This window comes from Caloramator sp. mosi_1 (genome assembly GCF_028622835.1).
In the GTDB taxonomy this organism is placed as follows: domain Bacteria; phylum Bacillota; class Clostridia; order Clostridiales; family Caloramatoraceae; genus Thermobrachium.
Window position 1 is genome coordinate 1,131,658 of sequence record NZ_CP117677.1, and the last position, 25,833, is coordinate 1,157,490.

Below are 25,833 nucleotides of genomic sequence, written 5' to 3' on the forward strand. Positions count from 1 at the left end.
TTCAAAACTGCACAGCCTATATGATCAAGCCCTCGACCTATTAGTACCAGTCAGCTAAACGCCTCACGACGCTTACACCTCTGGCCTATCAACCTGATGTTCTTTCAGGGGTCTTACTAGCTTAACGCTATGGGAAATCTCATCTTGAGGTGGGCTTCGCGCTTAGATGCCTTCAGCGCTTATCCCTTCCGAACTTGGCTACCCAGCTGTGCCACTGGCGTGACAACTGGTGCACCAGAGGTTCGTCCATCCCGGTCCTCTCGTACTAAGGACAGCTCCTCTCAAATTTCCTACGCCCGCGACGGATAGGGACCGAACTGTCTCACGACGTTCTGAACCCAGCTCGCGTGCCGCTTTAATGGGCGAACAGCCCAACCCTTGGGACCTACTTCAGCCCCAGGATGCGACGAGCCGACATCGAGGTGCCAAACCTCCCCGTCGATGTGGACTCTTGGGGAGATCAGCCTGTTATCCCCGAGGTAGCTTTTATCCGTTGAGCGATGGCCCTTCCACTCGGTACCACCGGATCACTAAGCCCGACTTTCGTCACTGCTCGACTTGTCAGTCTCACAGTTAGGCTCCCTTCTGCCTTTGCACTCTACGCGCGATTTCCAACCGCACTGAGGGAACCTTTGGGCGCCTCCGTTACTCTTTAGGAGGCGACCGCCCCAGTCAAACTGCCCGCCTAACAATGTCCCGTGACCAGATTCATGGCCTCCGGTTAGAGCTTCAGTATCATCAGGGTGGTATCCCAACGTCGGCTCCATAGCGCCTAGCGACGCTACTTCTCTGCCTCCCACCTATCCTGTACAGACAATACCGAAACTCAATGCTAAGCTGCAGTAAAGCTCTACGGGGTCTTTCCGTCCAATCGCGGGTAACAAGCATCTTCACTTGTACTACAATTTCGCCGGGTCCCTTGTTGAGACAGCGCCCAGGTCGTTACGCCATTCGTGCGGGTCGGAACTTACCCGACAAGGAATTTCGCTACCTTAGGACCGTTATAGTTACGGCCGCCGTTTACTGGGGCTTCGGTTCAAAGCTTCGCTTGCGCTAACCTTTCCCCTTAACCTTCCAGCACCGGGCAGGCGTCAGCCCCTATACATCGTCTTTCGACTTAGCAGAGACCTGTGTTTTTGCTAAACAGTCGCCTGGGCCTATTCTCTGCGGCCTACCTTGCGGTAGGCACCCCTTCTCCCGAAGTTACGGGGTCAATTTGCCGAGTTCCTTAACAAGGGTTCTCCCGCTCGCCTTAGGATTCTCTCCTCACCTACCTGTGTCGGTTTGCGGTACGGGCACCAGCATCCTCGATAGAGGCTTTTCTCGGCAGTGTGAAATCAGCTGCTTCGTCTTACGACTCCCCATCAACACTCAGCTTATCCTCCCGGATTTGCCTGGGAGGCACGCCTTGTGCCTTGGACACACATATCCATCAGTGTGCTCAGCCTATCCTCCTGCGTCACCCCATCTCTCAAACGGCTACTGGTGGTATCGGAATATCAACCGATTGTCCATCACCTACGCCTTTCGGCCTCGGCTTAGGTCCCGACTAACCCTCAGCGGACGAGCCTTCCTGAGGAAACCTTAGGTTTTCGGCGAATAGGATTCTCACCTATTTCTCGCTACTTATGCCAGCATTCTCACTTCTTAGCAGTCCACCAGTCCTTCCGGTCTGACTTCTACCCGCTAAGAAAGCTCCCTACCACCCGTTAGGGTCCATAGCTTCGGTGGTATGTTTGAGCCCCGGACATCTTCGGCGCAGGACCTCTCGACCAGTGAGCTATTACGCACTCTTTAAATGAATGGCTGCTTCTAAGCCAACATCCTGGTTGTCTTGGAAATCCCACATCCTTTTCCACTTAACATACACTTTGGGACCTTAGCTGATGGTCTGGGCTGTTTCCCTTTGACCACGGATCTTATCACTCGTAGTCTGACTCCCGGGCATCAAGATCATGGCATTCGGAGTTTGATAAGGTTCGGTAACCTAGACGGCCCCTAGCCCATTCAGTGCTCTACCTCCACGTCTCTAACCCGAGGCTAGCCCTAAAGCTATTTCGGGGAGAACCAGCTATCTCCGAGTTCGATTGGAATTTCTCCGCTATCCACAGCTCATCCCATGGTTTTTCAACACCAACGTGGTTCGGGCCTCCAGTGAGTTTTACCTCACCTTCACCCTGTCCATGGATAGGTCACCCGGTTTCGGGTCTACGGCATGCAACTTTTCGCCCTTTTCAGACTCGGTTTCCCTACGGCTTCACACCTTAAGTGCTTAACCTCGCTACATACCGTAACTCGCTGGCTCGTTCTACAAAAGCACGCCGTCAGGCCTTAACGCCCTCCGACTGCTTGTAGGCACACGGTTTCAGGTTCTATTTCACTCCCCTCCCGGGGTTCTTTTCACCTTTCCCTCACGGTACTATACGCTATCGGTCACCAGGTAGTATTTAGCCTTGGGAGGTGGTCCTCCCTGCTTCCCACAGGGTTTCACGTGTCCCGTGGTACTCTGGATCAGGTCTAGCTTAAATTCTCTTTCGCCTACAGGGCTATTACCTTCTGTGGCCGGCCTTTCCAGGCCTCTTCGACTAGAGATTTTAAACCGTTATGACCTGTCCGCAACCCCAGAGTTTCCTCTGGTTTGGGCTCTTCCCCTTTCGCTCGCCGCTACTTAGGGAATCGATTATTCTTTCTCTTCCTCCGGGTACTTAGATGTTTCAGTTCCCCGGGTGTGCCCTCCTTAACCTATGGATTCAGTTAAGGATACCTAGTGTTTACTAGGTGGGTTCCCCATTCGGACATCTGCGGATCACAGCCTGTTTGCGGCTACCCGCAGCTTTTCGCAGCTTACCACGTCCTTCTTCGGCTCCTGATGCCAAGGCATCCACCATGCGCCCTTTGTAGCTTGATCTTACAAAGAACTTGTTACCTTTGGCTGTGCAGTTTTCAAAGAACTTTTTGCTTAAACTAAAAGACGTATCCTATTTAAAAGCGTCTTTAATCGAAGGGATTTCGGCCTTTCGGCTCCGGGGCAATTTAAACGCTAATTTGATTAGCTAAATTGCCCGCCGAAATCCATTCAGGATTTCGGCCCCTCAAAACTAAACAGCGAGAGCTATTTCCTCTTAGAAAGGAGGTGATCCAGCCGCAGGTTCTCCTACGGCTACCTTGTTACGACTTCACCCCAATCACCAGCCCCACCTTCGACAGCTGCCTCCCTTGCGGGTTAGCCCACTGGCTTCGGGTGTTGCCGGCTCTCATGGTGTGACGGGCGGTGTGTACAAGGCCCGGGAACGTATTCACCGCGGCATGCTGATCCGCGATTACTAGCAACTCCAGCTTCATGTAGGCGAGTTGCAGCCTACAATCCGAACTGGGACCGGTTTTTGAGATTAGCTCCCCTCGCGGGTTTGCAACTCATTGTACCGGCCATTGTAGCACGTGTGTAGCCCAGAGCATAAGGGGCATGATGATTTGACGTCATCCCCACCTTCCTCCTGGTTAACCCAGGCAGTCCCTCTAGAGTGCCCAACCGAATTGCTGGCAACTAAAGGCAAGGGTTGCGCTCGTTGCGGGACTTAACCCAACATCTCACGACACGAGCTGACGACAACCATGCACCACCTGTCTCACCGTTCCCCGAAGGGCACCCCCGTGTTTCCACAGGGTTCGGTGGATGTCAAGCCCTGGTAAGGTTCTTCGCGTTGCTTCGAATTAAACCACATGCTCCGCTGCTTGTGCGGGCCCCCGTCAATTCCTTTGAGTTTTAATCTTGCGACCGTACTCCCCAGGCGGGGTACTTAATGCGTTAGCTGCGGCACAGAGGGCTTCGCCCCTACACCTAGTACCCATCGTTTACAGCGTGGACTACCAGGGTATCTAATCCTGTTTGCTCCCCACGCTTTCGTGCCTCAGCGTCAGTTACAGTCCAGAAAGCCGCCTTCGCCACTGGTGTTCCTCCCAATCTCTACGCATTTCACCGCTACACTGGGAATTCCGCTTTCCTCTCCTGCACTCTAGCTCTCCAGTTTGGAGTGCAGTTCCTGGGTTGAGCCCAGGGATTTCACACCCCACTTAAAGAGCCGCCTACGCACCCTTTACGCCCAGTAATTCCGGACAACGCTTGCCACCTACGTATTACCGCGGCTGCTGGCACGTAGTTAGCCGTGGCTTCCTCCTCCCTTACCGTCATTATCGTCAGGGAAGACAGAGCTTTACAACCCGAAGGCCTTCATCGCTCACGCGGCGTCGCTGCGTCAGGGTTTCCCCATTGCGCAATATTCCCCACTGCTGCCTCCCGTAGGAGTCTGGGCCGTGTCTCAGTCCCAGTGTGGCCGACCACCCTCTCAGGCCGGCTACCCATCGTCGCCTTGGTGAGCCGTTACCTCACCAACTAGCTAATGGGCCGCGGGCCCATCCTTGAGCGGAATTAACCTTTGGCTAAGACGCCATGCAGCATCTTAGCGTTATGCGGTATTAGCAGGCCTTTCGACCTGTTATCCCCCTCTCAAGGGCAGGTTACCCACGTGTTACTCACCCGTCCGCCGCTGAGGTTCAAGAAGCAAGCTCCTATCCCCTCCGCTCGACTTGCATGTGTTAGGCACGCCGCCAGCGTTCGTCCTGAGCCAGGATCAAACTCTTATGTTATAACCTAGCTTTTATTTGGTACGTTCGCTCTCGCTGTTCAGTTTTCAAGGACCGTCATTCAACATAAATTATTTTATAACACTCAATCAATTTTGTCAACAACTATTTTTATTTTTTATTTAATCTTTACTTGCTTGCTGCTGACATTTATATATAATATCATCCAAATCATTTTATGTCAACACTAATTTTTATATTCATTTTTCTTAATGAAAATAGGCAGAAATTCTAATTGAATTTCTGCCTATACCAGTAAAATTATTCTTCATCATTATCTTCATTTATTATCTTAGCAATAGAAACAATTCTTTGATCTGAATCTGTCTTCATTAGAGTAACTCCCATTGTATTTCTGCTTGTTTTTGAAATCTGTGCAACCTCTAATCTGATTATTACACCGTTGCTGTTTATTAGCATTATCTCATCTTTATCTTTTACTGTCTTTGCTCCAACTATGTGTCCAGTTTTTTCTGTCACCTTATATGTTATTAATCCTTTTCCACCTCTGTTTTGAATAGAATATTCTGTACAAGGTGTTCTCTTACCATATCCATTTTCACTAACAACAAGTAGATCTGAATCCTCATCAAATACATCCATCGCTACTGCTACATCGTTATCTCTCAATGTAATACCTCTAACCCCTGCTGCAGTTCTTCCCATACATCTTACATCACTTTCTTCAAATGTTATTGAATATCCGTTTTGTGTAACTATTGTTATTTTACTATCTCCATCAGTAAGCTTTACTCCTATTAATTCATCATCAACCTTTAAGTTTATTGCATTTAGACCGCTTCTTCTAATAGAACTAAATTCACTTAATGATGTCTTCTTAACAATTCCATTCTTGGTTGCAAAGAATATAAACTTATCTTCATCAAATTCCTTAATAGCTATAACTGCTTGTATTTTTTCTCTTGGGCTAAGAGGTAGTATATTAACAATATTTGTACCACGTGCTGTTCTTCCTGCCTCTGGTATTTCGTAAGCTTTTAATTTATATGCTCTTCCTAAGTTTGTGAAGAACAATATATTGTTATGTGTTGAAGTTATAAATATATTTTCAACAAAGTCATCTTCTCTTGTTGTTATACCTTGAATACCCTTTCCGCCTCTTTTTGACTCTTATAAGTATCAATAGGTATTCTCTTTACATATCCTGCGTGTGTAATAGTTATAACAACTTCTTCTTCTTGAATTAGGTCTTCTATATTTATTTCTTCTGTACTATTTATTATCTTTGTTCTTCTTTCATCTGAATACTTTTCTTTTATTTCTATTAGTTCATCCTTTATTATGTTAAGAACTAATCTTTCATTAGCTAAAATTTCTCTTAATCTATTTATTGTTTTTAAAAGTTCCTCATATTCCTGCTCTATCTTATCTCTTTCAAGACCTGTAAGTCTTTGTAATCTCATATCTAATATAGCCTGAGCCTGTTTTTCTGAAAGTCCAAATCTACTCATTAATCCACTTCTTGCTTCATCAACTGTCTTAGAACCTCTTATTAAATTAATAACTTCATCTATATGATCAAGTGCTATTTTTAGTCCTTCTAAAATATGTGCCCTTGCTTCTGCCTTATCTAATTCGTATTTAGTTCTTCTTCTTATTACAACCTTTTGGAATTCTAAGTAGTGCGTTAAAACTTCCTTTAGATTAAGTATTTTTGGCTCTCCTTCAACTAAAGCAAGCATAATTACACTGAAGGTGTCCTGCATTTTTGTATGCTTGTATAGTAAATTTAAAACAACATTAGGATTTGCATCCCTCTTAAGTTCAATAACAATTCTCATTCCTTCTCTATCTGATTCGTCTCTCAAATCAGATATACCTTCTATTTTCTTATCTTTTACAAGCTCTGCTATATCCTCAATTAATTTAGCTTTATTAACTTGATAAGGTATTTCTGTAACTATTATTCTATGTTTTCCTTTTCTTCTTCTATTTCAGCCTTTGCTCTTACAGTAATTCTTCCTCTTCCTGTCTCATAGGCCTGTCTTATTCCCTCTTGCCAAGTATTACTCCTGCTGTTGGAAAATCTGGGCCTTTTATCTTGGACATTATTTCCTTAACTGTGGCCTCAGGATTGTCTATTAACACAACAAGTCCATCTATTACCTCACCTAAATTATGAGGTGGTATGTTTGTTGCCATACCAACAGCAATACCTGATGAACCATTAACTAAAAGATTAGGATATCTTGAAGGAAGAACCAATGGTTCCTTTTCTGTTCCATCAAAGTTATCTATAAAATCAATGGTATCCTTGTTTATATCCCTTAAAAGTTCCATTGAAATCTTTGAAAGCCTTGCCTCTGTATAACGCATTGCAGCTGCACCATCACCATCAATGGAACCAAAGTTACCGTGTCCATCAACTAAAGGATATCTTGTTGAAAAATCCTGAGCCAATCTTACCATTGCATCATAAACAGCACTATCACCATGTGGGTGATATTTACCCAGAACATCCCCAACGATTCTGGCCGACTTTCTGTACTGCTTATCAGGATATAATCCTAATTCGTGCATTGAATATAAAATTCTTCTATGAACAGGTTTTAAACCATCCCTAACATCAGGAAGTGCACGACCTACAATTACACTCATTGCATAATCGATATAACATTTTTTCATTTCATCCTTTATATCGACTGAAACAATTTTTTCTCTTATATCTTCCATTTTTCCACCTCATTATATGTCAAGATTTTGAACCTTCTTAGCATTTCTTTGTATAAATTCTCTTCTTGGCTCAACCTTATCTCCCATAAGTATAGTAAATATCTCATCTGCTGCTACTGCATCCTCTATTTCAACCTTAAGAAGTGTTCTTGTTTCTGGATTCATAGTTGTTTCCCAAAGCTGTTCTGCATTCATTTCTCCAAGACCCTTATATCTTTGAATTTCTACATTATCTCTTCCAATTTCATTAAGCTTCTTTTCAAGTTCCTTATCTGAATATGCATAATGAATCTTTTTATTCTTAGTTATCTTATAAAGTGGTGGTTGTGCAATATAAACGTGTCCTTCCTCAATAAGCGGTCTCATATATCTATAAAAGAATGTTAATAATAGTGTTCTAATATGTGCTCCGTCAACATCGGCATCTGTCATTATAATTATCTTATCATATCTGATTTTGCTTATATCAAATTCGTCTCCAATTCCTGCCCCAAAAGCTGTTATCATATTTCTTATTTCTTGATATGATAAAATTTTATCTAATCTTTGCTTTTCAACATTCATTATTTTTCCTCTAAGAGGAAGTATAGCTTGGAATCTTCTATCACGTCCACCCTTTGTTGATCCCCCTGCAGAATCACCCTCAACAAGGTATATTTCACAAAGTTTTGGATCCTTTTCTGAACAGTCAGCAAGCTTACCTGGAAGAGATGTAGAGTCTAAAACAGATTTTCTTCTTGTTAATTCTCTTGCTTTTCTTGCTGCTTCCCTTGCTCTTTGAGCCATTATACATTTTTCTAATATTATCTTTGATACATGAGGATTTTCTTCTAAAAGGCTGCAACCTTATCTCCAACTATTGTATCAACAACACTTCTAACTTCAGTATTACCAAGTTTAGTCTTTGTTTGACCCTCAAACTGAGGATTTGTAATTTTAACAGATATAACTGCAGTCAATCCTTCACGTGTATCTTCTCCTGCTAAGTTTTTATCATTTTCCTTAAGAAATCCGTATTTTCTTGCATAATCATTTATAACCTTTGTAAGTGCTGTTTTAAATCCACTTACGTGAGTTCCACCTTCAGGGGTGTGAATGTTATTTGCAAAGGAGAATATATTTTCATTGTAGCTGTCGTTGTACTGCATTGCTATTTCTACTATTACATCATCCTTTACACCTTCTACATATATAGGTTCCTCACTTAAGACCTCTTTATTTCTATTTAGATACTTTACAAACTCCTTAATTCCACCTTCATAATGGAACTTTTCTTCCTTCTCTTCTCTTTCGTCCTTTAAAGTTATACTTATTCCTTTATTTAAAAATGCAAGTTCTCTAAATCTTTGTGCTAAAGTATCATAGTCATATTCCAATTCTTCAAATATTTCAGCATCAGGTTTAAAACTTACAGTTGTTCCTGTACTTTCCGCATCTCCTACTTCCTTTAAATCGCAAAGAACCCTTCCTCTTTCATACTTTTGATAATATTCTTTTCCGTTTCTTCTAACTCTTACTTCAAGCCATTCTGATAATGCATTAACAACTGAAGCACCAACTCCGTGTAATCCCCCAGATACTTTGTATCCTCCGCCTCCAAACTTACCACCTGCGTGTAAAACTGTAAATACAACTTCAACAGCAGGTTTATTAAGTTTTGGGTGTATATCAACTGGTATACCTCTACCGTTATCTACTACTGTTATTGAGTTATCCTTATGTATTATAACTTCAATATTACTACAATATCCTGCTAAGGCTTCATCTATTGAGTTATCAACTATTTCATAAACTAAATGGTGAAGCCCCTTAGGCCCTGTACTACCTATATACATACCTGGTCTTTTTCTTACAGCCTCAAGCCCTTCAAGAACTTGTATCTCATTTGCACTATACTGCTGTACATTACTGCTCATTTTTTTCACCTCTTCTTATAGTTCATTTAAAAATTCTGTTCTTTTTACCAATGTAAGTGAAGAAATTGGAGAAAGATAGATTATACTTTTTTATTTCTCTCCGTTAAAACAAAGGATTTTGGTGGTTCATTTGTTATTCTTGTTACAAAGCCTTCTTCTTCTGCTATCTTTAGAAAATTTCTTGTGTCAGAATTGAAGGTAGAATTTATATCGAAGATTGCAATAACTTCACTTAATGGAATAACTACATTTTCTCCTAAATGAAGAAACATAAAAAAGCCTCCCTATTTAAAAATCATTTTTATTATAAATCTAATTTACAAAATAAACAACATATTTTATTACAATCGAACAATAGTTCCTCTTTTTACTTCAAATACACTTTTTCGGCAAATTTCTTAATATCTATATCTTTAGTACTTGTACAAGTTATTATAGTTTGTATATCCTTTAAAGAATTAAGCAAATAAAACTGCCTTTTAGGATCAAGTTCTGAAAGAACATCATCAAGAAGCAGTACAGGATATTCTCCTACTTCTGATTTTACAATCTCAAGTTCAGAAAGTTTTAAAGAAAGTGCTGCTGTTCTTTGCTGTCCTTGAGAACCAAAATTTCTAACATCTATGCCATTTATAAATATAGCTAAATCATCTCTATGCGGACCAACCAAAGTAAATCCTTTTTTATGTCATCTTCAGTACGATTAATATAGTATTCAAGTAAATTTTCCTTAATTTCTTTAAGTGATGTATTAACATTTATATCACTTCTATATAAAACTTCAAGTTCCTCTTTACCATCTGTAATTTTTCTATGTATTAATCTTGCTATTAAAGTTAATTTTTTATGAATTCTATTCTATTTTGAATTATTACGCTTCCATAATCAGCAAGCTGTTCACTAAAAATCTCTAAAGTAGTCCTATTAGAAGGAGAAAACATCAAGGTTTTTAAGATATTGTTCCTCTGCATTAAAACTTTGTTGTATTGGCTTAATATATAATAATACTTTGGTCTTATCTGACTTAATTCATTATCTATAAATCTTCTCCTTAAAGCAGGTCCTTCTTTTATTAACTTTAAGTCTTCAGGTGAAAAGATAACTGTATTTAATGTCCCTAAAATATCAGTTGATTTATTTACTTTAACTCCATTTAGTTTCATCTGTTTTTGCCTTCAACATCAAGCAAAAACTCTAATTTATAATTACCTAAATTTTTAACAATATCCGCCTTAACATATGCTTTATTTTTATTCCAAAGTATCAACTCTCTATCTTTGTTGGTTCTATGAGACTTTAATGCACTTAAATAATACATAGCTTCTAAAACATTTGTTTTACCCTGTGCATTTTCTCCAACAAATATATTAATTTTATTGTTTAACTTAAGTTCAAGCTTTTCATAATTTCTGTAGTTTATTAGTTCAATTCCATCTATATACATATTCCCACCTATACCACCTTAAAACTTCCTACACCTTCAACCTCAACTATATCTCCCTTATAAATCTTTTTTCCTCTATTTAAAACTACTTCACCATTAACCCTAACATCTCCATTTTGAATTATGAGTTTAGCAAAAGCTCCTGAATCTGCTATATTTGCCCATTTTAGCAGCTGATCTAATTTTATATATTCTGTGTTTATAGTTATCTGTTCCATTTATATAACCTCCTCCATTAAATATAAAAAGCAAGGGGACTATCCCCCATTGCTTTTTACATTTTATTCTTCAACTAATCTAACAGGTAATACAAGATATACGTAATCATCAGAATTGCATTTTTTAACCACACAAGGACTTACATTTGTAGTAAATTCTAAATAAATTTCCTCTGAATCTATTATTCTTAATACATCTAAGAAATATTTAGAGTTGAAGGCTATTTTTAAATTTTCTCCCTCAAGTTCAATATTAACTTCTTCATAAACTTTACCTAATTGTGAATTAGAAGTAATTATCATACTTGAATCCTTTATATCAAACTTTATCAAATTAGTCTTTCCTTCTCTTGCAAGAAGTGATGCTCTTTCTATACTGTCTAATAATTCGTTTCTATTTACTTTAACCTTTAGCTTATATTCTTCAGGTATAATTTGTCTATAATTTATAAACTCACCATCTAAAAGTCTTGATATTACTTTAGTATTTCCTAAGTTAAACAATATATGATTTGGTGTGAAAGTTATCTTTGCCTTTTCATCTGTTGTTTCAAGTATCTTAGATATTTCATTTAAAGTTTTCCCTGGTATTACAGCACTTATTTCATTATCCGAATGTATATCATATCTTTTTAAAGCTAATCTATATCCATCTAATGCAACAAAACTTAATTTTCCATCTTTTACTTCAAACAATACCCCTGTAAGTATAGGTCTTGTTTCTTCCTGTGCAATTGCAAAGATTGTTGAACGAATCATACTTTTTATTAAATCTTGTGAAATTTCATACATGGAATTTTCGTTTATTGTTGGAAGCTTAGGAAATTCATCTGGATTATTTCCTAAGAGTACAAACTCAGATTTTTGGCAAGTTATATATACATTGTTGTTTTCCATTTTTATTATTATCTTGTCATTAGGAAGTTTTCTTATAAATTCCCCAAATAATTTAGAATTAACAACTGTTGCACCTTCTTGATAAACTTCAGTCTCTATAAAGGTTTCTATACCTAAATCTAAATCTGTCGCAGTAAAGGTTACTTTGTTATCCTTTGTTGCCTTTATATGAATTCCTTCAAGGATAGGATATGTTGTTTTTGTTGAAGTAGCCTTTTGAACAGTATTTATTGCTTCTTGTAATAATTCTTTTCACATATAAACCACATAATTAAATCCTCCTTTTATCCACAGTGGATAATTTTTTATTATAGATAGAGGTTATAAACAATATTTTAGTAGTAATAGTAATAGGTGCTGTTGATATGTTGATAACTATATCAAAGCAAGAAAATAAAATGGTTTAATAAAAAATAATTTGTGGATAAGTTGATGAAAATATCTTAATTTTATCCACATTATAAAGAGAGTAAAAATTAAAATCCAACTATCCACAAATTATAAACTGCGATTATTAACATATGTGAATTATTTTTGGTGTATCTTTTTAATTAATTCATCTATTGTTTCCTTTAGTGCATCGTCCTTTTCTAAGTCCTCAGAAATCTTTTCATATGCGTGGATTACTGTTGTGTGGTCACGTCCACCAAATTCTTCTCCAATCTTAGGTAGAGATAAATCTGTAAGTTTTCTTGCTAAATACATTGCAATTTGTCTTGGGTAGGCAACGTTTTTAGTTCTCCTTTTTGATTTAAAATCATCTATTCTTAGGTTGTAGTAACTTGCAACTACATCTTGAATTAGTTCAACTGTAATTTGTTTATTGTTTTTATTAGATATTATGTCCTTTAGAACATCAGTTGCAAGTTCCACACTTATTTCTTTATTTGATAGAGAGGCAAAAGCAACTATTCTAATTAATGCACCCTCTAATTCTCTAATATTTGATTGAATTTTATTTGCTATATAAACCATTACTTCATTTGGAACTTGTAGATTTTCCATATCAGCCTTTTTCTTTAGAATGGCTATTCTTGTTCTCAAAATCTGGTGGTTGTATATCTGCTATAAGCCCCCATTCAAATCTTGATCTTAATCTGTCTTCCAGTGTAGGAATTTCCTTTGGAGGTCTATCACTTGATATAATTATTTGTTTATTTGCTTCATAAAGTGCATTGAAGGTATGGAAAAACTCCTCTTGTGTTCTTTCTTTTCCGGCAATGAACTGTATGTCGTCTATTAAAAGAACATCAACGTTTCTATATTTATTTCTAAATTCAACGTTTTTATCATCTTTTATAGAATTTATAAGTTCATTAGTAAATTTTTCAGAGGATACATATACAACTCTGGCTTTTGGATTGTTGTTTAAAATGTAATGTCCTATTGCGTGCATCAAGTGGGTTTTCCTAAACCTACTCCTCCATAGATAAACAAAGGGTTGTATGCCTTTGCAGGAGCCTCTGCTACAGCTAAAGATGCAGCGTGGGCGAATCTATTACTATTTCCAACCACAAATGTATCAAAGGTGTATTTTGGATTTAATGTAGAAGTTGTAAGCTCATCGTTTGTTTGTTTAGGTTTAGATTCAGTATTGGTTTCATTTGAAGTTGCTTCAGAAGGTTTATTTAATGATCCGTCTAATTCTTTAAAAATATCATCGCTTTCCAAAACAAACTTTATTTCATATTTTTTAGAAGCAACTAATTTAAAGGCGTTACCTATTAAGTCTTTATACCTTGCATCTAATATGTTTTTGAAAACTCGGTTGGAGCTAGTAAATAGAAGGCATCCTGTGTTAATTTTATGGGCTTTAATGATTTAATCCATGTATTAAAACCTACTTCTGTAAGTTCTGTTTTTACGATATTTAAAGTTTTTTCCCAGAGAGAATGGATGTCTGTGCCCATAATAAACCTCCTGTTCTTAAGTAAATTTTTGTAACAAACAAATAGGCGAATATATATTAACAAAGTTATTCACAACCTTATAATCAAAAATTAGTTGTTGACAAAAAATAAAAAGATATTCACAGGATGTGAAAAAATAATTTTATTTTTGTGCTAAATAAAATTATTCACAAATTAAAATCAACACAATTAACAATCAAAAAAATTATATTTCTTAAAGGTTTTATGAAAATAATAAGAAGGAATTCAACAAGTTATACACAAGCTTATCCACAGAATGTGAATAACTTTACATAATCCACAAAAATAAACAAAAGCACATAAAATTATCCACATTGTATTAATATATTATCAAATTAATTATTCACAGGCAATAGTTATCCACAAAAACACATATGTGAATAAAAAATTATCAACAACAAAGTATTTCTTGACATTAGTAAGACATAAATATATAATTTTTATGTAATATGCCTTTTGAAAATGTTACCCTGAGATATATATTCTTTTTAAAGGAGGTGCATTTAGATGTTAAGAACATATCAACCAAAAAGAGACAAAGAAAAAGGAACATGGCTTCAGAAAGAGAATGAAGACTAAGAATGGAAGAAAAGTTCTACAAAGAAGAAGAAGAAAAGGAAGAAAGAGATTGACAGCATAAGGCCGCGATACGTGGCCTTTTTATTCAATATTATGTTTTTAATAATCTGAGGGATTAATATGAAAAAGAAGAAAGAATTAAAAAGAATGCTCACTTTAGGCTGATATATAAGAAGGGAAAATCAGTTAGTGATTCAAATTTGGTTATGTATTATAGTAAAAATGGTAATAATTTAAATAGGGTTGGTGTATCAGTAAGTAAAAAGTAGGTAAAAGTGTAGTAAGAAACAGATATAAAAGATTAATTAGAGAAAGTTTTAGAAAAAATAAGTCTATTTTTAAACAAGGATATGATATAATATTTATAGCAAGAGTTGGTATATTAAAAAGTAATTACAACGATGTAGAAAAATCAGTGATTGGACTTATGAAACGCGTAGGTCTGTTAAAAGAGGGAAAATAATGCGAAAATTTTTAATATTTATAATTAAACTATATAGAAAGTACATATCGCCCTTAAAGCCGCCTAGTTGTAGGTTTTATCCAACTTGTTCTATGTATGCAATTGAGGCTATAGAAAAGTATGGAGCTTTAAAAGGGGGATATTTAGCTATAAGAAGAATTTTAAGGTGTCATCCACTAAATAAGGGTGGTTATGATCCTGTTCCATAAAGGAGGTAATTTATTTGGCAGGTATCAATTCAGCTTTAACAAGTTTTTTAATCTAATTCACAGCGTTGTAAGTTTAGGGGTTAAAAATTTAAGTTTTGCATATTTCTTGGATATTTTTATATTTACAGCTATAATTAAGCTAATACTTCTGCCACTTACTATAAGCCAAACAAAATCCCAAGTTAAAATGACAGAAATGCAACCTAAATTAAAGGAATTACAAGAAAAATATAAGGGAGATCCTCAAAAGCTTCAACAAAAACAAATGGAACTATATAAAGAGATGGGGGCAAGCCCATTTTCAGGTTGCCTACTAATATTTATTCAATTCCCTATATTCATAGCAATGTACCAAGTAATATATAAATACACAGGATTTAACGACGTAGGATTCTTATGGATTAAGAGTTTAGGACAAAAGGATTCACTTTACATACTTCCAATATTATCAGGTATAACTACATACATACAAGGTATAATGATGACACCAAAGGGTGATGATGCACAGGCAAAGAGCCAAAAGCAAATGAACATTTTTATGACATTGTTTATAACTTGGGTATCTATTAATTTTAAAGCGGCACTTGTTTTATATTGGATAATAAGCAACGTAATACAAATTGGTATACAATATTTCATAGTAAATAAGATAAAAAATAAGGAACAGGAAGCTTTAGCGATTAAGAAGTAGGGTGGTGATTTGGGCCTATGAAATCAATTGAAATGACAGGGAAAACTGTTGAGGATGCTATTGAGGCGGCACTTAAGGAACTTGGAGTTAAGAGTGATTCGGTTGATGTTGAAATTTTAGATAGGGGAAGTAAGGGTATATTAGGATTGATTGGTGCAAAGCCTGCAAGGGTTAAAGTTACTTTAAAGAAGGATTATGCAGCAATAGCTAAAAGTTTTTAAGAGATGTCTTAGACAAGATGGGTGTTAAATGTGAAATACATATTAAAGAAGAAGATGATGTGCTTAAGATTAATTTAATAGGTCAGAGATTAGGAGTGTTAATTGGACATAGAGGAGAAACATTAGATGCTCTTCAATTTTTAGTAGGTTTAGTGATAAATAAAGATAACACAGATGCAGAACATAAGAAGGTTATATTAGATGCAGAGAACTATAGAAAAAGAGAGAAGAGATACTTATTGGTTTAGCTAAGAAGCTTGCATACAAGGTTCAAAAACAAATAAATGTGTAAAGCTTGAACCTATGAATCCTTATGAGAGAAGAATAATTCACTCAGCATTACAGGATCATCCATTTGTAACTACTTATAGTGAAGGAGAAGAACCCTTTAGAAAAGTTGTAATTGATTTAAAAGATAATAAAATATGCCTGCCAAATGGCAGGCATATTTCTTGATTATTGTTTCTTTATATTTTGGTATAATATATAATGACTACACTTATAGAGGTGAATTTTATGTTTATAGATGACACTATAGCGGCAATTTCTACACCTGTTGGAGAAGGTGGAATTGGAATTGTTAGAATGTCCGAAAAGATTCTTTAAATATTATAGAAAAGATATTTAAAAGCTATAAAGGAAAAAATATTAAGGATATGAAGTCTTATACGATGATGTATGGATTTATAATAGATCCAAATACAGAGGAGAAGGTTGATGAAGTTATAATAAGTTATATGAAGGCCCCAAATACTTATACAAGGGAAGATATAGTAGAAATTAACTGTCACGGTGGAGTTGTTGCAGTAAAGAGAATATTATCTTTAGTTTTAAAAAATGGTGCAAGGCTTGCAGAACCAGGTGAATTTACAAAAAGGGCCTTTTAAATGGAAGAATAGATTTATCTCAAGCTGAGGCAGTTATTGATTTAATAAGAGCAAAGACAAGTGAAAGTATGCATATTGCATTAGAACAATCTCAAGGAAAATTATCACAAAAGATAAAAGGTATAATGAACAGGCTTTTAGGTATACTTGCCCACATAGAGGCATCAGTGGATTTTCCTGAAGATGATATTGAGAATGTTGTTTCATCTAAGATTATTAATGACTCAAATGAAATAATTAAGGAACTTGAAAATTTAATTAAAAATGCTGAAACAGGAAAAATATTAAGAGAAGGTTTAAATACAAGTATAGTAGGTAAGCCTAATGTAGGAAAATCTTCTCTACTTAATGCACTTTTAGAGGAAAAAGGGCAATTGTAACTGATATACCAGGTACAACAAGAGATGTTATTGAAGAATATATAAACATAAGAGGAATCCCTGTTAAAATTATAGATACAGCCGGGATTAGAGAAACACAGGATATAGTTGAAAAAATAGGTGTTGAAAAGTCAAAGGAGTATATAGAAAAATCTGATTTAATTATTTTTATGTTAGATTCAAGTAGACCACTTGATGATGAGGATTTTGAGATAATAGAGCTTATAAAGAGTAAGAAGGTAATAGTTGTAATTAATAAAATAGACTTACCTATGAAATTAGATTTAGATATAATTAAAAGTAATTTCAGTGAAGAGAATATTTTATTTGCTTCTATTAACACAGAAAAGGGTATAGAGGATATAAAACAAAAATTGAAAATTTTGTATTCTCAGGAGAGGTAAAGTCAAAGGATATATTTGTTACTAATGTAAGACATAAGGATATATTGTTTAAGGCAAAGGAAAGTATAGAAAAGGGAATAGAAACTATAGAATTAGGACTTCCTTTAGATATTGCTTCTGTAGAGTATAAGGATGCATATTTAAAGCTGGGTGAAATAACTGGAGATACAGCTGCAGAAGATATTATAGATAGGATATTTAGTGATTTTTGTATAGGTAAATAGGAGGTGAGTTTTTGTATTTTGCGGGTAGCTATGACGTTATAGTAGTTGGAGCAGGACACGCAGGATGTGAGGCAGCTCTTGCGGCTGCAAGAATGGGATGTAAAACACTATGTATTACATTAAACTTAGATAGTATAGCAATGATGGCTTGTAATCCTTCAATAGGAGGTACAGCAAAGGGACATTTGGTAAGAGAAGTAGATGCTCTTGGTGGACAAATGGGTATAGCTATTGATAATACATATCTACAATCAAAAATGTTAAATACAGCTAAGGGACCAGCTGTTCAATCATTAAGAGCACAAGCAGATAAAAAAGATATCAGGAATATATGAAGCACGTTTTAGAAACACAGGAAAATTTAACCTTAAAGCAGGATGAAGTTGTTGCACTTGATGTAAAGGACAATAAAATAGTAGGTTTAAAGACTAAAAATGGTGCTTATTTTGAATGTAAAACAGTAGTAATCACTTCGGGAACATATTTAAAGAGTAGAATAATAATTGGTGACGTCAGCTATAACGGAGGACCAAATGGTTTGTTCCCAGCAAATGAGCTTTCAGACAGCTTAAAAGAATTAGGGATAAGTCTAAGAAGATTTAAAACAGGTACTCCAGCCAGAATTAATAGAAGGTCTATAGATTTTTCTAAGATGACGATACAGCCAGGAGATGAAAGAGTAATACCCTTCTCCTTTATGTCAGACAATATTGAAAGGGTTCAAATACCTTGTTATTTAACTTATACTACAGAGGAAACTCATAAAATAATAAAGGAAAATATACATAGATCACCACTTTTTACAGGAGATATTGAGGGTGTAGGTCCAAGATATTGTCCTTCAATAGAAGATAAAATAGTAAAATTCCCTGATAAAGAAAGGCATCAAATATTTGTTGAACCAGAGGGAGAAAATACAGAAGAAATGTATATTCAGGGAATGTCAAGTTCAATGCCTGAGGATGTTCAAATAAAATTTTATCGATCAATTCCAGGTTTAGAAAATGCAGAAATAATGAGAACAGCCTATGCTATTGAATATGATTGTATTGATCCTCAGCAACTTAAACTTTCACTTGAACTTAAATTTATTGAAGGATTATTCTTTGCTGGTCAGATAAATGGAACTTCAGGATATGAGGAGGCTGCTGCACAGGGAATAATAGCAGGTATTAATGCTGCACTTAAAGTTAAAAATAAGGAACCATTAATACTTGATAGGTCAGATGCGTATATTGGAGTATTAATCGATGACTTAGTAACAAAGGGAACTAATGAACCCTATAGAATGATGACATCAAGGGCAGAATATAGATTACTTTTAAGACAGGATAATGCAGATTTAAGATTGACAGAGAAGGGATATAATGTAGGTCTTGTAACAGAGGAGAGATACCAAAGATACTTAAAGAGAAAAAGGCTATTGAGGAGGAAATTCAAAGAATTAAAAAGGTTACGTTGCCTCCAAGCGAAGAAGTAAATGAGTTTTTAAGAAGAAATAATAGTTCAGAGATAAAGTCAGGAATACATCTTTATGATTTAATAAAAAGACCTGAACTAACTTATGAGTTAACAAAGGAAATCGATAAAGAAAGACCTGATATTCCTTATGATGTTGCAAGAGAAGTTGAAAATCAAATAAAGTATGACGGATATATACAGAAACAACTTCAACAGGTAGAACAGTTTAAAAAGATAGAGCAAAAAGAATTCCTGATTTTATTGATTATAACCAAATACAGGGGCTTAGAATTGAAGCACAGCAGAAACTTTCAAAGATAAGACCTCAGAACATAGGTCAGGCTTCAAGAATATCTGGAGTATCACCAGCAGATATTTCAGTACTTCTTATATACTTAGAACAGCTAAGAAGAAAAAGGGAGAGTAGTTATGGAATTAAAGGAACTTCTTTTGAGGGTGCAAAGGTATATGGTATTGAATTAGATCAAAACAAAATAGAGCAGTTTATGCTCTATAAAGAATTATTAAAGGAATGGAATGAAAAAATAAATTTAACAGCTATAACTGATGATGAAGGAATAATAAAAAGCACTTTATAGATTCAATTTCAATAGTTAAAAGTGGATATATAAAGGAAGGAATAAAGGTTATTGATGTTGGCACTGGAGCAGGATTTCCAGGTATACCGATAAAGATAATAAATCCCAATGTAGAAGTAGTACTACTTGACTCATTAAATAAGAGGATTAACTTTTTAAATGATGTTATATCTAAGCTTGGACTTAAAGGTATAGTTGCAGTACACGGAAGAGCAGAGGATATGGCAAGAAAAGAAGATTATAGAGAAAAATTTGATATTGTAACAGCAAGAGCAGTAGCAAATATGATGGTTCTTACAGAGTACTGTATGCCATATGTAAAGGTTGGAGGTAAGTTTATTGCTCTAAAAGGTCCTTCAGCATATGAAGAGGTAGAAGAAGCAAAAATGCAATTGGTACTTTAGGAGGAAAATTAAATAGTATTGTAGAAACTAATATATTAGGTGAGGATATTAAGCATAACCTTGTTATAGTCGATAAAATAAAGAGCACTGATAAAAGATATCCAAGAAAACCAGCTCAGATTGAAAAGAAGCCTCTAAGATGAATTTTAATATTTTAAAAGGGATGGTGGATATGAGGGCTGAAAAAGAAATTATTAATATACCAATAACTAAAATCAGACAAAATATGTATCAGCCAAGAAAAGTATTTAACCAAGAAGCACTACTTGAACTTTCGGAGTCAATAAGGGAGTTCGGAGTATTACAACCTATAAGTGTACGAAGAATAGATGATAATTTATTTGAATTAGTTGCAGGGAGAGAAGGTTAAGGGCATCTCAACTTGCAGGATTAACAGAAATACCTGCAATAGTTGTAGATATAACAGATACTGAATCAGCTGTACTCGCACTTATTGAGAATCTCCAAAGAGAAGATTTAAACTATATTGAAGAGGCAGAAGGATATTTTAATTTAATTAAAGAACACGGTTTTACGCAAGAGGAGTTAGCGGTTAGAATAGGAAAAAACAGTCTACTATTGCTAATAAGCTTAGATTATTAAAACTGTCAAATGAAGTGAAAGAGAGACTTATAAGTGAAGGGTTAACAGAAAGACACGCAAGAGCGTTACTCAAGCTTGAGGATGACGAATTACAAAAAAGGTAATAGATGAAATTATAAAAAAGGTTTAACAGTTAAAAAGACTGAGGAATTGATTGAAAAAATTGTAAATGAGAGACAAGAAAAAGTAAAAATAACAAAAATAAAAACAACAAGTATAAATGGAATATAAATACAAAAATAATAACTAATACCATAAAACAAATTATGGAAAAAAGTGGAATAGAAGCAGAGTACAAACAAAAAGAGTTAGAGGATTGTTTAGAAATAGTAGTGAGAATTCCAAAAAGTGAGAAACAAAAAGTGTAAAAAGAATATTCTGAAAAAAGGCCTATTAGGCCTTTTATATTTTTCTAAAAGCAGTAATATTCCTATAGTAATAAAGGCTATTGCAGCACCCTTTTGTATATATTGGGGTGGGATAATACTACTTAATTTATCTCCTAATACAACAGCAACTAAGGAAGAACAAATTAAGGCTAAGCTTGAACCAATAAATATTATTGATTTTTGTTTTGAATTGGCAGAGAGCATCATAGTTGCAATTTGTGTTTTATCACCTAATTCGGCTAAGAAAATTGTTATAAAAGTTGAAAATAATAATTTTATCATAAAATCCTCCTAAATGTATTTAAACTAATTCATTCTTACTGTAAAATATATTATATGACGTGTCATAATATACATTGGGGTGTAATTTTAATGGGAAAAATAATATCCATATTTAATCAAAAGGGTGGTGTTGGGAAAACTACTACCAGTATCAATTTAGCTGCGTATATTGCAAGTTTTGGGAAAAAGTTTTATCTGTTGATATAGATCCACAGGGAAACACAACAAGTGGTTTAGGTGTAGATAAAGATACTTTAGAGTATTCTATGTATGATGTTATAATGGGATTAGATGCAAATAAAGCAATAGTTGAAGTTTTTGAGAATTTATATTTACTTCCTTCAAATGTTGAATTGGCAGGTGCAGAAATAGAATTAACGGCAAGAATTAATAGAGAGAGTAAATTAAAGGAGGCGTTAATGGGTATAAAGGATGATTATGACTATATCTTCATTGACTGTCCGCCTTCCCTTGGGTTATTATCAATTAATGCACTTACAGCTTCAGATAGTGTGCTTATTCCTATTCAATGTGAATTTTATGCACTTGAAGGGGTAGGGCAATTGATGAATACCATTCAGTTAGTTAAAAAGAGTTTAAACCCAAAGCTGGATATACAGGGTGTAATTATGAGTATGTTTGATGGTAGAACTAATCTTTCTATTGAGGTTGTAGAAGAAGCAAAAAATATTTTAAAGGAAAGGTGTATACTACAATTATTCCAAGAAACGTTAAATTGGCAGAGGCACCAAGCCACGGTATACCTATAATGCTGTATGATAAAAGTTCAAGAGGAGCAGAGGCATATATGGAGCTTGCAAAAGAATTTTTAGAATATGATGAAGGAGGATATTGATATGACTGCAAAAAGAGTGCATTAGGTAAGGGATTAGGTGCTCTAATACCAGAAGTTGAAAATAAAGGCCAAGAGGGTGTAAAGGAAGTCGATATAAATGATGTTTTTCCAAACGAGGAACAGCCAAGAAAAAATATTGACACAGAAAAAATAGAACAATTGGCACAATCAATAAAGGAACACGGTATAATACAGCCTATAATAGTAAAAAAGAAGGTGAATATTTTAAAATTATTGCAGGAGAAAGAAGATGGCGTGCAGCAAGGCTTGCAGGGTTAAAAAAGTACCTGTTATAGAAAAGGAAATTAGTGAAAAGGAAGTAATGGAGATTTCATTAATAGAAAACATACAAAGAGAGGATTTAAACCCTATTGAAGAGGCTCTTGCATATAAAAAGCTTATTGATGAATTTGGTTTAACTCAGGATGAGTTAGCTAAAAGGCTTGGAAAATCAAGACCTGCAATTACAAACTCTTTAAGACTTTTAAATTTAGATAAAAGAGTAATAGATATGATTTTAAATTTAGATATAACTGAGGGACACGGTAAAGTTATTGCAGGAATAGAAGATAAAAATAATCAGTATGAAATAGCAATAAAGGTTGTAAATGAAGGATTGAATGTAAGGCAAACAGAAAAGTTAATTCAAAATTTTAATAATATGATGGATAAAAAGAAAAAAAGAAGTAAAAGATATATATATCAAGGATATTGAAGATAGATTGAAGAATGTCTTTGGTACAAAGGTAAGCATAAATAAGGGTAGAAAAAAGGGAAAATTGAGATAGAATATTATAGCGAAGACGATTTACAAAGAATATTAGATATATTAAATTTATAACAAAATGTTTCACGTGAAACATAAAAAAGGGGTTGATTTTATGGAATTTATAAAAAACTTTTTCAGGCTTATGGCCTTTTTATTAACATAGGTATATTAATATTAGTTCTTTTAATTTTATTTTTAGAAATATTAAACAGAGTAGAGCTTAACAGAATAGAAAAGCGTTATAGAAGGTTAATGAAGGGTAACAATAATAAAAATTTAGAAGAATTAATAATGCAATATACAGATAATATTGATAAGGCATTAGAAGAGGTTAATAAAAACACACAATTATACAATGATGTAAACCAAAGATTAAAAAATGCATACAAAAAGTAGGTATTGTAAGATATAGAGCCTTTGATGATGTAGGAAGTGATTTAAGTTTTTCAGTTGCACTTTTAGATGAAAATAATGATGGAATAGTACTTACTGGTCTTTTGGAAGAAGCGAGTGCACTACCTTTGCAAAACCTATAGAAAATGGTATTTCTAAATATGATTTGTCAGACGAAGAAAAACAAGCATTAGAACAGGCACTTAAGTAATAATAAAGCACCTCCTGTGAAATAATAAAAACAGGAGGTGCTTTTATGATTATAAGTGTTCAGGATAATCTAAGGGAAGTAATATTGAATTTAGAGAGTTTGGGTTATAATGTTCATAAATTTAGTGAGGGTGTACCTTCAGATGTATATATTTATAAGGACGAAGAACTTGGTTTATCTAATTTAACAAATCATATAAAAACATCTGATAGAGGAGCACTTCTTATAAATATAGATAATAAAAGTATGAAAGAAATTCTGTATGCCATTAATAATAGAACCTATTCACCTCTATTTTAGTCAAATCGTATAAAAAATCAGTTTTATAATTGCGGGGAATAAGTGGTATGTTCAAGAAAATAATATATCTATTCTATTGCAACTTTACAATTGTAAATTTGTTTTATAGCCATATAAATGCTTGTTGTTATAACTTCAGCCATTTTCATTACAATACTTAATCTTGTATTTTGTAGTACTATATATTCCATAAAACCAGAACTATTAACGATACCAGTTACACTTATATCTCCTATAGGCTGAAGTTTTTGTTAACACCTGCACCTGGATAAACAGGTCCCTTTATTAAATTTATATTGCCTATATTTTCAGTTTTTCCGAGAGATGCATCTACAGCTAAAACTAAAGGATTTTTATGTTATTATATATAAAGTCAATATGTTCATCTAAATTTTTAGCGTGTACGGGAGTATTAAGGGTTCCAAATATATCTATATTTTTGTTTAAGGTTAATCTGTTGAGTTTATAACCAACGAGGGGACCTAAGCAATCTCCTGTAGATCTGTCTGTACCTATACAAAGTATAACTAATTTTTTATTATATATGTCATTATCTATAATTACCTCTATTAACTTTTTAGAAAGTAGATAGCTGGAGTTTATGTTGTTTATGTTGGTTGAAAAAATATATTATTATTTATAGACATAGTAAAACCTCCCATTTTTCTATATAGTAAGTTTATCCAAATGGGAGGTTTTATATTCCTATAAAATTTTTGTTTTCTTTAATATGTTATATAATACCATTAGAAAAATGAGATATATCATACCTATAAAACCATAGGCCTTTATACCTATAAAAATAGCAGCTAAAACTGCAACTGGATGAAGACCAAGCGAGGCAGATACAAGTTTAGGTTCTAATATTTGACGTACAACGGTAACTAAAAGATATAATATAAATATTCCAATAGCAATAATATAATTTTTAGTTATTATAAAATAAAGAGCAACAGCAGTATAAACTGCTCCAATTCCTAATATAGGTAAAACGTCAAATATAGCAGAAATAATACTTAATATTAAGGCATACTTTATGTTTAATATTGAAAAACCTATATATGTTTCTAAAAATGTAAGTGTAACAATAAAGGAATATGCTCTCATATAACTTGTTAAAGATTTATTTAATTCCTCAACAATCAATGAAAATTTTCTTTTTCCATCAGGTGTAAATATATTTAATATTGAGGCTCTAAAGTTTAGCATATCTTTACTAAAGAAATAAGAAGATATAAGAGAAACAAAAAGTATTAAAAATATAACAGGAAGTTGTATTATAATAGACAACAATTTATTTAGTGCTGCTAAGGATATATCTAAACTTGTATATGCAAACTTTGTAATCTGTTCATTTATTTTTGAACAATAGTTGGATCAATTGTGTCATAATATAATCTTAATTTATCAAAGTATTCTTGAATGTATGGAATAAATGTGTTAACGTTAGGTATAGAAGATATAAGTTGTTTTATCTCAAAGGTTATTTTTGTGAAAATACCAATCAGTAATAAAATAAATATAGAATAGACTAAAAGGACAGAAGCTAATGATGCAATAGAATCCTTAAATTTTAATTTGTGTTTTAAAAATTTTACTAATGGTAAAGAAATTAAGGAAACAATAATTCCTATAACAAATGGAAGTGTATAGGACAAGGTTGAAAAAAATATAAAAAATACTAAAGTATAAATAGCTATGAAAATAGCAAAATTTCTTAATTTAATTAGAAATAATTTGTCAAACATACATAAAACCTCCTTTATT

General features: G+C 34.4%; 12 protein-coding genes, 2 rRNA genes and 15 pseudogenes. 13 read left to right on the forward strand and 16 right to left on the reverse strand.

From position 1 onward, the window contains the following. Window positions 1-20 precede the first annotated feature (20 nt). The 11 genes and pseudogenes from PL321_RS08150 to dnaA all read right to left on the reverse strand — a co-directional run bounded on the left by PL321_RS08150 (window position 21) and on the right by dnaA (window position 13,720). Window positions 21-2,908: ribosomal RNA gene (locus PL321_RS08150) — 23S ribosomal RNA — on the reverse strand. 218 nt (window positions 2,909-3,126) lie between these two features. After that, window positions 3,127-4,644 (reverse strand): 16S ribosomal RNA (locus PL321_RS08155). The 16S and 23S rRNA genes sit together here, the layout of an rRNA operon. Before the next feature lie 258 nt (window positions 4,645-4,902). Next, window positions 4,903-7,335, reverse strand: a pseudogene (gene gyrA, locus PL321_RS08160) (DNA gyrase subunit A). 12 nt (window positions 7,336-7,347) lie between these two features. After that, window positions 7,348-9,251 (reverse strand): annotated as a pseudogene (gyrB, locus tag PL321_RS08165) (DNA topoisomerase (ATP-hydrolyzing) subunit B). Window positions 9,252-9,266: 15 nt separating this feature from the next. Next, window positions 9,267-9,523 (reverse strand): annotated as a pseudogene (remB, locus tag PL321_RS08170) (extracellular matrix regulator RemB). Between the two features lie 95 nt (window positions 9,524-9,618). Then, window positions 9,619-9,921, reverse strand: coding sequence for a hypothetical protein (locus PL321_RS08175; protein ID WP_337960995.1), 303 nt, complete (start codon window positions 9,919-9,921; stop codon window positions 9,619-9,621). 166 nt (window positions 9,922-10,087) lie between these two features. Continuing rightward, window positions 10,088-10,414, reverse strand: coding sequence for a hypothetical protein (locus tag PL321_RS08180; protein WP_273964141.1), 327 nt, complete (start codon window positions 10,412-10,414; stop codon window positions 10,088-10,090). After that, window positions 10,411-10,695, reverse strand: coding sequence for an AAA family ATPase (locus tag PL321_RS08185; RefSeq protein ID WP_273964143.1), 285 nt, complete (start codon window positions 10,693-10,695; stop codon window positions 10,411-10,413). Before PL321_RS08185 ends, PL321_RS08180 begins: the two co-directional genes overlap by 4 nt. Window positions 10,696-10,703: 8 nt before the next feature. Then, complete coding sequence (locus PL321_RS08190; protein WP_273964144.1) at window positions 10,704-10,913, reverse strand: RNA-binding S4 domain-containing protein; 210 nt, start codon at window positions 10,911-10,913, stop codon at window positions 10,704-10,706. 63 nt (window positions 10,914-10,976) lie between these two features. Further along, window positions 10,977-12,041, reverse strand: coding sequence for a DNA polymerase III subunit beta (gene dnaN / locus PL321_RS08195; RefSeq protein ID WP_337961130.1), 1,065 nt, complete (start codon window positions 12,039-12,041; stop codon window positions 10,977-10,979). A 297-nt stretch (window positions 12,042-12,338) separates the two neighbouring features. Further along, window positions 12,339-13,720: pseudogene (gene dnaA / locus PL321_RS08200) on the reverse strand (chromosomal replication initiator protein DnaA). A gap of 528 nt (window positions 13,721-14,248) precedes the next feature. Here dnaA and rpmH point away from each other — a divergent pair. From rpmH to noc, 9 genes and pseudogenes are all read left to right on the forward strand, one after another. After that, window positions 14,249-14,381 (forward strand): annotated as a pseudogene (gene rpmH / locus PL321_RS08205) (50S ribosomal protein L34). Between the two features lie 76 nt (window positions 14,382-14,457). Beyond that, window positions 14,458-14,783 (forward strand): annotated as a pseudogene (rnpA, locus tag PL321_RS08210) (ribonuclease P protein component). Continuing rightward, the gene (gene yidD / locus PL321_RS08215; protein WP_027308714.1) at window positions 14,783-14,992 is read left to right on the forward strand and encodes a membrane protein insertion efficiency factor YidD; all 210 of its coding nucleotides are present in this window, start codon (window positions 14,783-14,785) and stop codon (window positions 14,990-14,992) included. The pseudogene rnpA and the gene yidD overlap by 1 nt, the downstream one beginning before the upstream one ends. Further along, window positions 14,976-15,683, forward strand: a complete 708-nt coding sequence (yidC, locus tag PL321_RS08220) for a membrane protein insertase YidC (RefSeq protein ID WP_273964146.1) — start codon at window positions 14,976-14,978, stop codon at window positions 15,681-15,683. The genes yidD and yidC overlap by 17 nt, the downstream gene beginning before the upstream one ends. Window positions 15,684-15,700: 17 nt before the next feature. Continuing rightward, window positions 15,701-16,360 (forward strand): annotated as a pseudogene (gene jag / locus PL321_RS08225) (RNA-binding cell elongation regulator Jag/EloR). 60 nt (window positions 16,361-16,420) lie between these two features. Beyond that, window positions 16,421-17,799, forward strand: a pseudogene (gene mnmE / locus PL321_RS08230) (tRNA uridine-5-carboxymethylaminomethyl(34) synthesis GTPase MnmE). A gap of 11 nt (window positions 17,800-17,810) precedes the next feature. Continuing rightward, window positions 17,811-19,679, forward strand: a pseudogene (gene mnmG / locus PL321_RS08235) (tRNA uridine-5-carboxymethylaminomethyl(34) synthesis enzyme MnmG); the annotation flags it as partial. 87 nt (window positions 19,680-19,766) lie between these two features. Then, a pseudogene (rsmG, locus tag PL321_RS08240) lies at window positions 19,767-20,406 on the forward strand (16S rRNA (guanine(527)-N(7))-methyltransferase RsmG). 29 nt (window positions 20,407-20,435) lie between these two features. Continuing rightward, window positions 20,436-21,234: pseudogene (noc, locus tag PL321_RS08245) on the forward strand (nucleoid occlusion protein). On the opposite strand, the gene PL321_RS08250 reads toward noc, so the two are convergent. Next, window positions 21,187-21,537, reverse strand: coding sequence for a TMEM165/GDT1 family protein (locus PL321_RS08250; RefSeq protein ID WP_337960996.1), 351 nt, complete (start codon window positions 21,535-21,537; stop codon window positions 21,187-21,189). The pseudogene noc and the gene PL321_RS08250 sit on opposite strands and share 48 nt — an antisense overlap. A gap of 90 nt (window positions 21,538-21,627) precedes the next feature. On the opposite strand from PL321_RS08250, the pseudogene PL321_RS08255 reads away from it, so the two are divergent. From PL321_RS08255 to PL321_RS08270, 4 genes and pseudogenes are all read left to right on the forward strand, one after another. Next, window positions 21,628-22,393, forward strand: a pseudogene (locus PL321_RS08255) (ParA family protein). 45 nt (window positions 22,394-22,438) lie between these two features. Beyond that, a pseudogene (locus tag PL321_RS08260) lies at window positions 22,439-23,234 on the forward strand (ParB/RepB/Spo0J family partition protein). A gap of 45 nt (window positions 23,235-23,279) precedes the next feature. Further along, window positions 23,280-23,766 (forward strand): annotated as a pseudogene (locus PL321_RS08265) (DUF4446 family protein). A 45-nt stretch (window positions 23,767-23,811) separates the two neighbouring features. Beyond that, window positions 23,812-24,066, forward strand: a complete 255-nt coding sequence (locus PL321_RS08270; RefSeq protein WP_273964147.1) for a YkuS family protein — start codon at window positions 23,812-23,814, stop codon at window positions 24,064-24,066. 68 nt (window positions 24,067-24,134) lie between these two features. On the opposite strand, the pseudogene PL321_RS21215 reads toward PL321_RS08270, so the two are convergent. From PL321_RS21215 to PL321_RS08290, 4 genes and pseudogenes are all read right to left on the reverse strand, one after another. Continuing rightward, window positions 24,135-24,370: pseudogene (locus PL321_RS21215) on the reverse strand (DUF1256 domain-containing protein). 38 nt (window positions 24,371-24,408) lie between these two features. Then, window positions 24,409-24,693, reverse strand: coding sequence for a DUF1256 domain-containing protein (locus tag PL321_RS08280; protein ID WP_337961132.1), 285 nt, complete (start codon window positions 24,691-24,693; stop codon window positions 24,409-24,411). Window positions 24,694-24,771: 78 nt separating this feature from the next. Then, complete coding sequence (locus tag PL321_RS08285; RefSeq protein WP_273964149.1) at window positions 24,772-25,359, reverse strand: AI-2E family transporter; 588 nt, start codon at window positions 25,357-25,359, stop codon at window positions 24,772-24,774. Between the two features lie 62 nt (window positions 25,360-25,421). Then, window positions 25,422-25,814, reverse strand: coding sequence for a hypothetical protein (locus PL321_RS08290; RefSeq protein WP_273964151.1), 393 nt, complete (start codon window positions 25,812-25,814; stop codon window positions 25,422-25,424). Between the last annotated feature and the right edge of the window lie 19 nt (window positions 25,815-25,833).

Coding starts and splice junctions, on each gene's coding strand:
- PL321_RS08180 (WP_273964141.1), bottom strand. CDS start 10,414: ATGAAACTAAATGGAGTTAAAGTAAATAAATCAACTGATATTTTAGGG.
- PL321_RS08185 (WP_273964143.1), bottom strand. CDS start 10,695: ATGTATATAGATGGAATTGAACTAATAAACTACAGAAATTATGAAAAG.
- PL321_RS08190 (WP_273964144.1), bottom strand. CDS start 10,913: ATGGAACAGATAACTATAAACACAGAATATATAAAATTAGATCAGCTG.
- yidD (WP_027308714.1), top strand. CDS start 14,783: ATGCGAAAATTTTTAATATTTATAATTAAACTATATAGAAAGTACATA.
- yidC (WP_273964146.1), top strand. CDS start 14,976: ATGATCCTGTTCCATAAAGGAGGTAATTTATTTGGCAGGTATCAATTC.
- PL321_RS08250 (WP_337960996.1), bottom strand. CDS start 21,537: ATGATAAAATTATTATTTTCAACTTTTATAACAATTTTCTTAGCCGAA.
- PL321_RS08270 (WP_273964147.1), top strand. CDS start 23,812: ATGATTATAAGTGTTCAGGATAATCTAAGGGAAGTAATATTGAATTTA.
- PL321_RS08290 (WP_273964151.1), bottom strand. CDS start 25,814: ATGTTTGACAAATTATTTCTAATTAAATTAAGAAATTTTGCTATTTTC.